This window comes from Ralstonia sp. TCR112 (assembly GCF_007997035.1).
Lineage (GTDB): Bacteria > Pseudomonadota > Gammaproteobacteria > Burkholderiales > Burkholderiaceae > Ralstonia > Ralstonia edaphi.
Map to the genome: position 1 here is coordinate 16,981 of NZ_VOSS01000125.1, position 13,368 is coordinate 30,348.

General features: G+C 63.6%; 9 protein-coding genes. 3 read left to right on the plus strand and 6 right to left on the minus strand.

Features of this window, described 5'->3' with window-relative positions; all coding sequences use genetic code 11:
• Nucleotides 1-92 precede the first annotated feature (92 nt).
• Both FUT88_RS23455 and fusA read left to right on the plus strand, forming a co-directional pair.
• Entirely contained in the window at nt 93-824 is a 732-nt protein-coding gene (locus FUT88_RS23455) for a Crp/Fnr family transcriptional regulator (RefSeq protein ID WP_147218823.1), read from the plus strand.
• Between the two features lie 128 nt (nt 825-952).
• Nucleotides 953-3,055, plus strand: a complete 2,103-nt coding sequence (fusA, locus tag FUT88_RS23460) for an elongation factor G (RefSeq protein WP_147218825.1) — start codon at nt 953-955, stop codon at nt 3,053-3,055.
• Nucleotides 3,056-3,110: 55 nt separating this feature from the next.
• Here fusA and FUT88_RS23465 read toward each other — a convergent pair whose 3' ends face one another.
• A complete protein-coding gene (locus FUT88_RS23465) occupies nt 3,111-4,016 on the minus strand; it encodes a LysR family transcriptional regulator (protein WP_147218827.1) in 906 nt (301 codons plus the stop codon).
• A gap of 129 nt (nt 4,017-4,145) precedes the next feature.
• On the opposite strand from FUT88_RS23465, the gene FUT88_RS23470 reads away from it, so the two are divergent.
• Nucleotides 4,146-4,979, plus strand: a complete 834-nt coding sequence (locus FUT88_RS23470; RefSeq protein WP_147218829.1) for an aldo/keto reductase — start codon at nt 4,146-4,148, stop codon at nt 4,977-4,979.
• Here FUT88_RS23470 and FUT88_RS23475 read toward each other — a convergent pair.
• The 5 genes from FUT88_RS23475 to imuA form a co-directional block, all read right to left on the minus strand.
• Nucleotides 4,976-6,133: an SLC13 family permease gene (locus tag FUT88_RS23475; RefSeq protein WP_147218831.1), complete on the minus strand. Its 1,158-nt coding sequence runs from the start codon at nt 6,131-6,133 to the stop codon at nt 4,976-4,978. The two genes, FUT88_RS23470 and FUT88_RS23475, sit on opposite strands and share 4 nt — an antisense overlap.
• A gap of 142 nt (nt 6,134-6,275) precedes the next feature.
• Nucleotides 6,276-6,809: a helix-turn-helix domain-containing protein gene (locus tag FUT88_RS23480; protein ID WP_147218832.1), complete on the minus strand. Its 534-nt coding sequence runs from the start codon at nt 6,807-6,809 to the stop codon at nt 6,276-6,278.
• A gap of 519 nt (nt 6,810-7,328) precedes the next feature.
• Complete coding sequence (locus FUT88_RS23485; protein WP_147218833.1) at nt 7,329-10,568, minus strand: error-prone DNA polymerase; 3,240 nt, start codon at nt 10,566-10,568, stop codon at nt 7,329-7,331.
• 6 nt (nt 10,569-10,574) lie between these two features.
• Nucleotides 10,575-12,158, minus strand: a complete 1,584-nt coding sequence (locus tag FUT88_RS23490) for a Y-family DNA polymerase (protein WP_147218835.1) — start codon at nt 12,156-12,158, stop codon at nt 10,575-10,577.
• Nucleotides 12,091-13,047: a translesion DNA synthesis-associated protein ImuA gene (gene imuA / locus FUT88_RS23495; RefSeq protein ID WP_147218837.1), complete on the minus strand. Its 957-nt coding sequence runs from the start codon at nt 13,045-13,047 to the stop codon at nt 12,091-12,093. Before imuA ends, FUT88_RS23490 begins: the two co-directional genes overlap by 68 nt.
• Nucleotides 13,048-13,368 lie beyond the last annotated feature (321 nt).

The window sequence follows — 13,368 nt, forward strand, 5'->3', positions numbered from 1 at the left end:
TATGATCGTTTCATCCTAATCAGTGAACGCCACGCCGCTCTGTCGCGTAGCCGACACATTCGACGTTTCCGAAGCGCCCTTCAGCCGCCCCCATGGACCAACCCGTCGCCCCATCCGGCACGCTGGACGCCCGCTCCTACCGCGAACGCCTGCACGCCAGCAGTTGGTTTGGCACGCTCGACGCGACCTTGCAAGAGGCATTGATCGACATCGCGGCAGTGCGGCGCCTGGGGGCCGGGGAGATCCTCTTCCAGCGTGGCGACGCGCCCGACGGTCTGTACTGCGTGGTGGAAGGCACGATCCGCATCGGCGCCACCAGCGCAGACGGGCGCGAAGCCTTGCTGGCCGTGCTGGAGCCGGTCAACTGGTTTGGCGAGATCGGCGTGTTCGACCGGCAGCCCCGCACGCATGACGCCCGCGCCGACGGCCCTACGATATTGCTCCATATGCCGCAGGCGGCGCTGATTGCCCTGCTGGACGGCTCGCCCGCGCTGCTGCATGCGTTTGCCCTGCTGCTGACTCACAAGCTGCGCCTGACATTCATCGTGCTGGAAGAAACCGCCCTCCTGCCCGCCCCCGTGCGGGTGGCGCGGCGCCTGCTACTGATGGCCGACGGCTACGGCGACCTGCGCCTCGGCACGCGGCGTGTGCTGCACGTGCCACAGGAGCAGCTTGCGCAGTTGCTGTCCCTGTCCCGTCAGACCGTGAACCAGGTTTTGAAGGATTTCGAAGCGCGCGGCATCCTCAGGCTGGCCTACGGAGAAATCGAACTGCTGGACTTTGCGCGCCTCCACCAGCTCGGATATGAGATGGGCAGGGGGTGAAATTTCGTCCAATACCCCTACATGCGATGGGTTAGGACCGATCCTATAATGTGTTCCCACTCGCACATTCGCCCTTCGCATGGTGCGGAGTCGGCGATGCGAGTGTCCTTCAACGGAAGAGAAACATCATGCCCCGCCAGACCCCCATCGAGCGCTATCGCAACATCGGCATCTCGGCGCACATCGACGCCGGCAAAACCACCACGACCGAGCGCATCCTGTTCTACACCGGGGTCAATCACAAGATAGGCGAGGTGCATGACGGCGCCGCCACGATGGACTGGATGGAGCAGGAGCAGGAGCGCGGCATCACCATCACGTCCGCCGCGACGCACTGCATGTGGCGCGGCATGGCGGGGGACCGCCCGGAATACCGCATCAACATCATCGACACCCCCGGCCACGTCGATTTCACCATCGAGGTCGAGCGCTCCATGCGCGTGCTCGACGGCGCGTGCATGGTCTATGACTCCGTGGGCGGCGTGCAGCCGCAGTCGGAAACCGTCTGGCGCCAGGCCAACAAGTACAAGGTGCCGCGCATCGCGTTCGTCAACAAGATGGACCGCATCGGTGCGGACTTTTTCCGCGTTGAGCGCCAGATGCGCGATCGCCTGAAGGGCAACCCGGTACCGATCCAGATTCCCGTTGGCGCGGAAGACGGTTTCCGCGGCGTGGTCGACCTCGTCAAGATGAAGGCCATCGTGTGGGATGACGCCAGCCAGGGCGTCAAGTTCGAGTACACCGACATTCCCGAAGAGCTGAAGGCCACCGCGCAGGAATGGCACGACAAGATGGTCGAAGCCGCTGCCGAGGCCGATGAAGCCCTGCTCGACAAGTACCTTGGCGGCGAGACGCTCTCCGAAGCCGAGATCAAGCGCGCCCTGCGCCAGCGCACCATCGCCGGCGAGATCGTGCCGATGCTCTGTGGCTCCGCGTTCAAGAACAAGGGCGTGCAGGCGATGCTCGATGCGGTGGTCGACTACCTGCCGTCTCCGGTGGACATTCCATCCATCCAGGGCCACGGCGAGAAGGACGAACCCCTCGAGCGCCACGCCAGCGACACCGAACCCTTCGCCGCCCTCGCCTTCAAGATCATGACCGACCCGTTCGTCGGCCAGCTGGCGTTCTTCCGGGTGTATTCGGGCAAGATCAATTCGGGCGACACGGTCTACAACTCGGTCAAGGGCAAGCGCGAGCGCCTGGGCCGGATCCTGCAGATGCACGCCAACCAGCGCGAAGAGATCAAGGAAGTGCTGGCCGGCGACATCGCGGCTGCCGTGGGCCTGAAAGATGTGACGACGGGCGAAACGCTGTGCGATCCGGAGCACGTCATCGTGCTGGAGCGCATGGAATTTCCTGAGCCCGTCATCAGCCAGGCTGTGGAGCCCAAGACCAAGGCCGACCAGGAAAAGATGGGCATCGCCCTGAACCGGCTGGCGCAGGAAGACCCGTCGTTCCGCGTGAAGACGGACGAGGAATCCGGCCAGACCATCATTTCGGGCATGGGCGAGTTGCACCTGGAAATCCTGGTCGACCGCATGAAGCGCGAGTTTGGCGTGGAAGCGACCGTCGGCAAGCCGCAGGTGGCCTACCGCGAAACCATCAAGAAGGCCGCTGAAGACGTCGAAGGCAAGTTCGTCAAGCAGTCGGGCGGACGCGGCCAGTACGGCCACGCGGTCATCACGCTGGAGCCCAACGACGGCAAGGGCTACGAGTTCGTCGACGAGATCAAGGGCGGCGTGATCCCGCGCGAGTTCATCCCGGCGGTGGACAAGGGCATCCGCGACACGCTCAACACGGGCGTGCTGGCGGGCTATCCGGTGGTGGACGTGAAGGTGCGCCTGACCTTCGGCTCGTACCACGACGTGGATTCGAACGAAAACGCGTTCCGCATGGCCGGCTCGATGGCGTTCAAAGAGGCCATGCGCAGGGCCGGCCCCATCCTGTTGGAACCGATGATGGCCGTGGAAGTGGAAACGCCGGAAGACTACATGGGCAACGTGATCGGCGACCTGTCATCGCGGCGCGGCATGGTGCAAGGCACCGAAGACATTCCGGGCGGCGGCGGCAAGGTCGTGCACGCCGAGGTGCCGCTCGCCGAGATGTTCGGCTACTCCACCAACCTGCGTTCGCTCAGCCAGGGCCGCGCGACGTACACGATGGAGTTCAAGCACTACGCTGAAGCACCGCGCAACGTGTCGGAAGCCGTGATGGCAGCCAAGAAGGTCTGACGTTTTTTTGCTTGATCTGCTGCGGCCGCCTAGCGCGGCCGCAGTGCTTTGTGCGCTAGCCCGCAGGCAGGTTCTCGACGCAGAAATCGATAAACGCATGCACCTTGGCCGGCAGGTAACGGCGCGACGGATACAGCGCGTACAGCGCAAAGCGCTCGTCCGGCCAATCAGGGAACAGGTCGACCAGCTGACCGCTGCGCCGCAGCTCCTCTGTACCGAGCGCCATCACCTGCGCAATACCGGCGCCGGCAACGCATGCCGCGTGCATCGTGCGCACGTCCGACACCATCAACCGCCCGGCGGGCCGGATCTCGATGCGTTCATTCTGGCGCCAGAACTCCCACTCGTACGGACGCCCCGTCACCGGGTTGTAGAACAGGATGCGCTCGTGTGAGGGCACATCGCGCGGATGCGCCGGCTTACCGCGTCGCGCGATGTAATCCGGCGATGCCACCGTCACGATGCGCGTCTCGACCAGCTTGCGGGCCACGAACGAACCCACGGGCGGCGGCCCGAAGCGGATGGCCAGATCAAACCCGTCGGCGACCAGATCGCCGACGTCGTCCCGCATGATGAGTTCAAGCGACAAGTCCGGATGGCGCTCCAGAAAACCGGCCACCGGCGTCGCGAGGGCCATCCGCGAAAAAAACGGATCGACATTCACCCGCAAGCGCCCCTGCACCGCACCCACCGCACCGGAGGCCATCGCTGCGGCGTCGGCAATGCCCGTCAGGTGTGGGCTGACCTGTTCGTAGAGGCGGCGGCCTTCGTCGGTGAGCGTGAGCGAACGCGTCGTCCGCTCAATCAGCCGCACGCCGATGCGCGCTTCCAAGCGGCTGACGGCGCGGCTCACTCCGGACGGTGACAACCCGAGCGCATCGGCGGCGCGCACGAAGCTGCCGCTTTCCACGACAGCCGCCAGCAGCGTAATGCCGGAGAACAATTGCCCATCGAACGTCATGCAATCCCTTCCCTTTCGCGGCTATTGCGGGAGTTTTTTCACGAATGATTTGCATGGTACGCACTTTATTCAAAGATCGGCAATCGGCACCATGGCGTCCATCGTTCATGGCAACCGAAGGAGCCGCACATGCAACACGCATTGAAGACGCAAGGTGTTTCCATTCCCCGGCTGGGGCTCGGCACATTCCGCATGGCAAGCAACGTGTGCCAACCCGCCGTCGAGAGCGCGCTGGCGCTCGGTTATCGGCACATCGACACCGCCGCGATGTATGCCAACGAAGACGCTGTCGGCGCGGCCATCGCTGCCTCGGGCCTGCCGCGGGAAGAGGTGTTCGTCACCACCAAGGTCTGGCATGACCAACTTGCGCCGCGCGCCGTTCCTCTGGCGTTGGAGCAGAGCCTTGCCAAGCTGAAACTCGATTACGTCGACTTGTATCTCGTCCACTGGCCCGCGCCCGGCATGGACATGGCGGCAACGATGGAAGCGATGATGGCGCTGCGTGAAAGCGGCCGCGTGCGGGCGATTGGCGTGTGTAATTTCAACCTGGCGATGCTCAAAACCGCCATCGAAACGATCAGCGCGCCCCTCGCTTGTGTGCAGGTGGAATACCACCCGTTTTTGGACCAATCGGCGCTGCTGAGCTACCTGGGCGGCAAGGGCATTCCGCTGACCGCCTACGCGCCACTGGCGCAAGGGCGCGCGGCCGAAGATGCCACGCTGCAGGCGATTGGCCGCAAGCACGGCGCGTCGGCATCACAGGTAGCCATTGCATGGTTGCTGGAGCAGCCTGACATGATCGCCATCCCCAAGGCCCAGCGGCCTGAAAGCCAGCGGGCAAATCTCGACGCGCTGGGGTTGCGCCTGGACGACGCAGATCGTGCCGCCATTGCTGCCTTGCCCAAAACGTTGCGTTACGTCCAACCGGCCTTTGCGCCGGATTGGGATGCCGTGCCGGCCTAACGCAGCCACATCAGCCACGCGTACACAATGCCCGCCGCAGCCAGTAGAAACGGCATCGAGTACGCGTGAAACACCCACCAGGCACGGCGGTCCCCGAGCATGCGCAACGCAATGAGGTTGGCCAGCGACCCGATAAGCGTGCCGAAGCCGCCCACGCTGACCGCAAAGGCAATCATCGGCCAGTCATGCGAATACTCGGCCAGCAGGATCGCCGCCGGCACGTTGCTGATGACCTGCGACACACCGATGCCCGCCCAGTACAGATGCATGGGATTGCTCAGCGCCAGTGCATCCAGCGCCTGCCGCACGATGCCAAGCTGCGCCACCAGTCGCAGGTCGATGAACATCAGCATGAACACGAGCAGCAGGCCCCAGTCCACCCGCGCCAGCACATAACGCGCGCTGACGAGGTACAGCACGATCAACCCGGCCGCCGCCACCAGCGGGTGGCCCAAATCGGTCAACACCAGAAACGGCACGTACAGCAAGAGCGCGGGCACAAGCAGGCGCTTGTGCAATTCCGCATCGGCGGTTTCGGCATGCAGATGGATTTCGTCCGAGGCAAATGCCAGCCATGTCACCACCAGCAGCAAGACCATCAGCAGTACGACCATCGGCGCCATCTGCCAGACAAACGCACCGAACGACAGCCCCGATTGATGCCACAGGAAGAGGTTCTGCGGGTTGCCGATCGGGGTAAGCGCGGAACCCGCGTTGACCGCCAGCGCCTCGAATATCACCAGCCGCGCCACCGGCAGGCTGGCCACCTGCCGCAAACCGACGGTGAGCGGCACGATCACGAACAACGCCACATCGTTGGTCAACACGGTCGACAGCGCAGCCGAAGCCGCTACCAGGCTGAGGGCCAGAACACGCTGGCTGCTGACCACTTCGACGAGGCGGCGGCCGAGCAACTGAAGCATGCCGCTGGCCTCAACCGCCTTGGTCAGGATGAGCAAACCGGCCAATGCGGCAATGGTGTGCCAATCAATCAGCGCCGGATAGTCGACGATGCGCTGCGGTGCCGCGAGCGTCAGCGCGCCGCAAATCGCCAGCAGGGACCAAAAGAAGACGTCTTGTTTGAGGCTGTGCCAGAACGGCGGGTGTTGGGACACGGCTTGCGCCATGTGTTTGCGTGGCGGATCGCCGTTCATACGAAAGAAAAAGGAAACGTTGGCGCAAAAGCGCACAAACCAGCCGGGCGCGGTTTGCCCGGCCGATTGTAGTGCGACCGCTTCCTGCGCTCAATCGCAAAGCCGGGCGCTTGCGTGCCCGGCCTGTATCGGAACGATCTGTTTACGACTCGCGCGAGCCCGAACCGCCCGGACGATCCGAGCCGCCCGACGAGCCGCCGGCACCGGGGCGGTCCGACGACGTCATGCGCGAGCGATCTTCCGCGTTGCCGCCGGCATGTGGCGCGCCTTGCTGGCCAGCCTGGCTATGCGAGGCACTCGGGTGATAGGCCGACTGCGGATGGCGCTCCGGCCCGCGATACTGACCTGCCAGGCCATGACCGCCGCCCGTGCCGCCCATCGAGCCGTGCTCTGAACGCTCATGGCCGGCTTCTGCTCCGCCCCCGGCTTGCGCGGGCTGAGCCGGGTGGTTGGCAATCACGCGCTCAATCTCGGCAACGGCTTCTCGCGGCGCCAGAACGACCTCCAGCCCCAGCGCGCCGGCCACGGCCATCAGCGTCGACAGGCGGGGATCGGCACGACCGGATTCCGCGCGCAAATACGCTTCGCGAGAGATACCGGCCATCTTGGCGACATCTTCCTGTTTGAGCTTGCGCGACTTGCGCAGACTGTGTAACTGCTTGAAAGGCTGTTCCATCTGTTCGCTCCTGCACCTGAGATGGGAAACACCGCCGGGTCTGGACCCGAACGATGGGCTAAAAATATGCGGGTCGGGTGGTTGCACCTTCGTCCGCGGTCATACACAGCACGTCAACGGCGGCGGTCGTCATGTATGCACGCCGTTGCACATGTTTTTGGGGGCCGTCTCCGAGATGTGTTTTCTACAGAGTAGACGTAATTTCGACTGCACCCAATATCGACGCGTGATGAAAGCGCATCTCGTCAACCTTGCTTATGGTGACAAGGCGCCCGCGGGGTCAGTTCCCGCGCAGATGCCGCTTTCTTCGCTTGTCGGGCGCTTTTTGTGACGCCTCAAGCGCAAATCCTTGCATCCGCACCACGTCCCGTCGATCCGCGCTTGCCCTATCCGCCAATTGGAGGGTGCCCGGCAGGAGAGAACCACCGGAGCCTCCTGCCTTGCGGCCGGGCGACTGCGCGTGCCTCTCGTCACGCAATTGCCGTGCCGAAGGTGACGCGGCGGCCAGTTGCCAGGAAATCAATGGAAGTCGCGGCTGGAAGTCGTCAGGCGCCCCAGAAGTGGGGTCAGATCCACCAGATGCTGGGCGACAAGGTGTCGGGTTTCGCGCTCACATTGCCATTTGCCGTAGACGCCCAGCAGTTGGGCGCTCAACACTTCGCGCCGCTGACGCTCGATCAAGTGGGGCCAGAGGATGACGTTGATGGCGCCCGTTTCGTCTTCAATGGAAACGAAGATCGTGCCGTTGGCGGTGCCCGGCCGCTGCCGCACCGTGACAATGCCGCAAGCGCGCGCCAGTTGTCCGTTGCGATAACCGGCCAGCGTGGCGGCAGTGGCAAAACGCATGCGTTCGAGCCGTGCGCGCAGCAGTCCTACCGGATGGCTCTGCAACGACAACCCCAGGCTGCCGTAATCGGCCATCACCTCTTCACCAAGGGGCGGCGCGGGCAGCACGAGCGGCGCCTCCACCGGACGGGCCTGGCGCAGCAGCGCGTGATCGTGGCCGGGCTCCTGCAGGGCGAGCGTTTGCCAGAGCGCCTGACGACGGTGGCCAGCCAGCGACTTCAGCGCATTGGCTGCGGCCAGCACGTTCAGGTCGTGACGGTCGAGCGCGGCGCGATGGGCGAGATCCTCCACGCTGGTAAATGGCGCCTGGGCGCGAGCTGCTTCGATTCGCTCGGCAGCCGGCTTGCGCATGCCTCGAATGCGATTCAACCCGAGGCGGATATCGGGCTGCACCAGGCCATTCTCACCGACCTCGCCATCGGCGCGGAGATGCAGCGTGCTGTCCCAAACGCTGGCCGTCACGTCCGCCGGCAGCACGCGCACATGGCTGCGCCGCGCCTCCTGTACCAGCTGCGACGGTGAATAGAACCCCATCGGCTGGCTGTTGAGCAACGCCGCAAAAAACGCCGCCGGCTCGTGGCATTTCAGGAAACTGCTGACGTAAGCCAGCTTGGCAAAGCCTGCCGCGTGGCTTTCGGGGAAGCCGTATTCGGCAAAACCTTCCATCTGTTTGCACAGCGCTTCGACAAAGGCAGGGTCGTAGCCCCTCTTCTCGACCATCGCATGCACCAGGCGCTCCTGATGCTGCGTGAGATTGCCCTTGCGCTTCCAGGCGGCCATGTCGCGGCGCAGGCGGTCTGCGTCATCTGGAGTGAAATCGCCGGCCTTCATGGCGATCTCCATCACCTGCTCCTGGAAGATCGGCACACCTAGCGTGCGTTCGAGCACGGCTTTTACCTCGGGACCGGGGTAAGTCACGCAATCGGTGTTGCCATTGCGCTTTGCCTCTCGCCGCTGCAGATACGGATGCACCATGCCGCCTTGGATCGGCCCAGGCCGCACAATCGCTACTTGGATCACCAGGTCGTAATACTCGCGCGGGCGCAGACGCGGCAGCATCGATTGCTGCGCGCGCGATTCGATCTGGAACACGCCGATGGTCTCGGCGCGGCAGATCATGTTGTAGGTTTTCTCGTCTTCTTTGGGCAGGTCCTGCATGACGAGTTTGTCGGTCGTTTTGTAATGCGCTCGGCGGCCAGGCAACGCATCCACCATATCGAGCGTGCGGCGAATGGCCGTCAGCATGCCCAGCGCCAGCACGTCCACCTTCAGCAGGCGCAGCGACTCGAGATCGTCTTTATCCCATTGGATGACGCGGCGGTTTTCCATCGCGGCGTTCTCGATCGGCACCAGGCGCGAAAGCTTGCCCTGCGCAATCACGAACCCGCCCACGTGCTGCGACAGATGACGCGGAAAACCACGCAACTGATCCACCAGTTGCGCCCAGCGCAGCACCAACGGCGATTCCGGGTCCAGCCCCTGCTGACCTGCGCGCTGGGCAAATTCCTTGCGGCTGTCCCACCACGCTTGCCCCTTGGCCACCTGCTCGATGATGCCCAGATCGATGCCCAACGCGCGGCCGACGTCACGCAGTGCGCTACGCGTGCGGTAGGTGATGAGCGCAGCTGCCAGCGCGGTGCGTGTCACACCGTATTTTTTGTAGATGTACTGGATGACCTCTTCGCGACGCTGGTGCTCGAAATCGACGTCGATGTCGGGCGGCTCATTGCGCGCCCGCGAAAGAAAGCGCGCGAACAGCGTGTTGCCATCGCTCGGATCCACCTCGGTAATCCCCAGGCAGTAGCACACCGCCGAGTTGGCCGCCGAGCCGCGTCCCTGGCAAAGGATCTTCTCACTATGAGCGAACTTCACCACGTCATAGACGGTCAGGAAGAACGGCTCGTAGCCCAGCTCGGCAATCAGTCCGAGTTCCTCCTGAATCTGCTCGCGCACCTTCTCCGACACACCATTTGGATAGCGTCGTGCGGCACCAGCGAGCGTTTCGGCGTGCAGGTATTCGGCCGGTGTCATGCCCTCCGGTACGACTTCGCTTGGATATTCGTATTCGATCTCGTCGAGAGAGAAATTGCACAACGCCGCCAGCTCCACCGTCCGACGCAGGATCTTCTTCCCACGCTCGCCTTGATAGAGAAATGAGAGTTGCACGCGCGTGCGCATCCCCTGTTCAGCGCTGGGCGCAAGTTCCAAACCGCACTCGGAAAGCGGCTTGGACAAACGGATGGCGGTCAGCACGTCGTGCAGCGGCTTGCGTTGGCGCGTGTGCATCTGCACACCGCCGGTCGCTACCATGGGCACATCGGTCTGCTCCGATACCGCCGCGACCGTGCCGCGATGGCGGTCATCCGCGTGCCGCAGCGGCAACTCCAGCGCAATCGATAGTCGATCACCGAACACGCGCTGGCACCACCATGCCTGCGCCAGCAATTGCTGCGGATCAGGATCGTAATCGGGCAATAGAATCGCCAGGCAATCGGGCACGCCGCGCAGGTGGGCAAGTTCCCCTTTAGGCGCGGCCAAATCGTCTGCCAACAAGCGGTATTCGCCCTTGGGGGCGGCCAGCCGCGCATGCGTGATGATCTCGCTCAGGTTGCCGTAACCCTCGATGTTCTGTGCCAGCAACACCAGCCGCAGCCAGGGTTCGCCATCGGCATTGCGCACCGTAAAGCGGCTGCCGATGATGAGCTTCAGCTCATACTCCTTGGAGGCCACAAGCGCTCGCGCGGTGCCGGCCACAGAGCACTCGTCGGTCAGCGCCAGCGCTTGATAACCATACAACTTGGCACGCTCCACCAGTTCGTACGGATGCGACGCGCCGGTCAGGAACGTGAAATTGCTGATGCAATGCAGCTCGGCATAGTCAGGCAGCGTGGGAAACGGCGTGGCCGAAGTCATGACTGCTTAGCCGAACAAACCGTGGAGATACCAGCGGGCGTCTTCGTCTCCCGTGTTGGCCTGGCTTGCAGAAACGCGCTCGCGATACACCCAGTAACGCTCGCCTTTTCCTCCTTCGGCGATGAAGTAATCGCGCTTGATGAGATCGTCGTCCCACCAGCCGGATTCAATACGCTCAGGCATCGACACCAGCCGCAACCGCCCTCGGTAATACGGATAATGCTGACGTGTCAGCAGCGGGATCGGCTTCTCCAGCAGCCACAGCGGCCGCTCCGGCTGCTGCGCATGCCATTGCGCCAATGCCTGACGCGCGGCGGCACGGCTCTGCGCGGTGGTCGCGGCATTCACCTCGACCCAGTGGTTGGCGCGCTCGGGGCGATGGTCGGCACACGGCTGCGGGTGAAGTACGTTCTCAGCACCCAGTCGGGCGATCAGCGTGTCGATCAGGCGTGCAGCGTCTTCAGCGCGACCACCGGGCTCGGGAAACAGCGATTCCGTGGGCGGCGCGAGCGGCGTGGCATCAGTCACCGTCAAACGCAGTTCGACCACCGGAGCGATCAGCGTGAGCCGATGCACGCGCTCGTGCAGCACCCGCGACAAGTGCGCCAGCGTGCGAACGGGTTGTGCCAGAGCGATCTCCACTGGCGTGGATGAGGCGGCGTCTTCACTGCTCCGGCCACGCCGGCGTTCGTGCTCCAGCGTGAGTCGATACGTCTTGGCGCCCAACTGAAGCGCCGACAGCCAGCCGACCAGCTGCAACAACAATTGCTCCGAGGCAACCAACACCCCTTCCGCGTTATCGATGCGTCCTGGCAATTCCAACGACACATCAAAGCGCAACGGCGCGATAAACCAGGTGAAGCTCTCGTGCCCGTTGCCATACGCCGCGTCGAGCGTATCTACGAGCAACGGCCCACAGCGCCGCCGCAAGCCGCTACGTGGTAACTCCCGCAAATCAGCCAGCGTGCGGCAGCCGAGGCCTTCAAGCCAATCAGGCCGCGTAAGACACGCCACTGCATCGACCGGCAATTGATCGAGCAACGTCGACAACCGCTCCTGCCGCACCGCCCTCCGCGGGCGCGCGTGGCGGGCTGCTGTGCGACGACGGCCACGTATCGGTGCCGGCTGCGCACTGGCAAGCCATGCCGCACCGCGTGCCGTCGGCCCAGTGCCAAGCTGCGGCATGGCGCCCAACCGAACCGCGCAATACTTCACTGCCCGACACAGCGAGCGATGCCCACCAAACAGGCGCAAGCTGGCCTCGACCTCCAACAAGACAGTTGCCTCATCCACCACATCCAACGTGACATGCGGCGTGAATGCCAGCAATGCAAGCGCCAGCGATTGCACCAACCGTGCCTCGGCCGCCCTGTCACGATCAAGCTGTATAGCGTGCGGTACGAGCGCCTGGGCACCCGCCCGACGCAAGCCTGCATGCACGCCTTCGCGCATCGCCAAACGGTTGGCCGACACCACGCGTTCCTGCTCCAGCACCACCACCGGCAAAGGCAGCGCGGCCGGGTCAGACCACCGGGGTCGAAGCGCGTCGAGAGGGAGACGGGGCAAGTGCACCGCGATCCAGAACGGCATGATCGGGAGGGTTTTGATGGGGAGCGTCCGACAAAGCGTCGAGCGCAACTGAAGACGAAGGAGACGAAAGCGCGGCCAGCAATTTCGCTGTGGCTGGATCCATGATGAAGGGCTCGACAGGCGGCACAGGCAACGGAGCCACGGAAGCGCGACCGGCCCGAAGCGGATCTGCCAACGGCAGCAGCAATGGAGATTCACGCAACGGCCCGCGCCGCTTGTGGAAGAAGATGGACAACGCATCGGCACCGGCCGGCTCCAGCCCCAGCCGCAGCACCGCTGGCGACGATTCACGCTGCGCCTGGGACGGTCGAAACACCCAGATGGCACTCTCTCCTGCCTGGGCCAGCACTTGCAGCCTGCGCAACTCTCCTTGGCGCGCCCGGTTCAGCCAGATCAGCACACCACCGAAAGCCTTGCTGCGCAGAACCTGCTCGGCGGCCCACAGAAGATCAGCCGGCTTGTCAGCACGCACCCAGACGATTTGTTCAGGAGAGAAATCCCACCCCACCAACCTCACTGCATTCGGCAGATGCGGTGGAGCAATCAGCGCAATGCGCCCTGCGCCCGTGCATAGCGTAGACAATGCCGGACGCAGCAACCGGCATTCACCAATACCGGATTGCGGGCATAGCAGCTCGGTCAATCCACCGAGGGGCCAGCCACCACCAGGCAACTCGACATTCAGTGAGTCATACCCCGTGGCGAGAACGCGCCCGTCGCCGCGCGCCAGACGGCCTGCGCTCCACAACGCTGGATGCAGCGCTTCCGGCAATGGCGCCGTCGGAGCTTTCGGCAAAGGCGGACGCAGCCCGGACACCACGCACCCAGCGCGGACGTGACATTCCGCCACATCTTCGGCGATGAAAAGAGACGGGGACAACGCAAACATGGAAACGCCAAGGCAAGCCGATGGACACTGTATGAATATACAGTATCACAACTTCTGGTCAGCGCAGCCTGGTTTTGTGTATGCGTTGTGGGACGGCGATAGCGCAACATCAAAGCACTGGAACTGAATGCGGGCCTCGCCGTAAGCATGGCGCGCATTGATTGGTTTCAATCAACAAAGTGCTTTAAGGGGCGCTTATCCAGATGTACATCTGGCGACGAATACGAGGAAATCGATTTCGCAGGCCAGTCGCAAGAATCCCTGTCAAGGTCACGGAGGCAGCGCGTGCGTTGAGGAAGCGCCAAAGACAAACACCCCAGC

What these genes read in the sequence shown, in the direction of transcription:
- imuA (WP_147218837.1), bottom strand. Translation starts at nt 13,047, where the DNA reads ATGTTTGCGTTGTCCCCGTCTCTTTTCATCGCCGAAGATGTGGCGGAA.
- FUT88_RS23470 (WP_147218829.1), top strand. Translation starts at nt 4,146, where the DNA reads ATGCAACACGCATTGAAGACGCAAGGTGTTTCCATTCCCCGGCTGGGG.
- FUT88_RS23455 (WP_147218823.1), top strand. Translation starts at nt 93, where the DNA reads ATGGACCAACCCGTCGCCCCATCCGGCACGCTGGACGCCCGCTCCTAC.
- FUT88_RS23485 (WP_147218833.1), bottom strand. Translation starts at nt 10,568, where the DNA reads ATGACTTCGGCCACGCCGTTTCCCACGCTGCCTGACTATGCCGAGCTG.
- fusA (WP_147218825.1), top strand. Translation starts at nt 953, where the DNA reads ATGCCCCGCCAGACCCCCATCGAGCGCTATCGCAACATCGGCATCTCG.
- FUT88_RS23475 (WP_147218831.1), bottom strand. Translation starts at nt 6,133, where the DNA reads ATGAACGGCGATCCGCCACGCAAACACATGGCGCAAGCCGTGTCCCAA.
- FUT88_RS23480 (WP_147218832.1), bottom strand. Translation starts at nt 6,809, where the DNA reads ATGGAACAGCCTTTCAAGCAGTTACACAGTCTGCGCAAGTCGCGCAAG.
- FUT88_RS23465 (WP_147218827.1), bottom strand. Translation starts at nt 4,016, where the DNA reads ATGACGTTCGATGGGCAATTGTTCTCCGGCATTACGCTGCTGGCGGCT.
- FUT88_RS23490 (WP_147218835.1), bottom strand. Translation starts at nt 12,158, where the DNA reads ATGCCGTTCTGGATCGCGGTGCACTTGCCCCGTCTCCCTCTCGACGCG.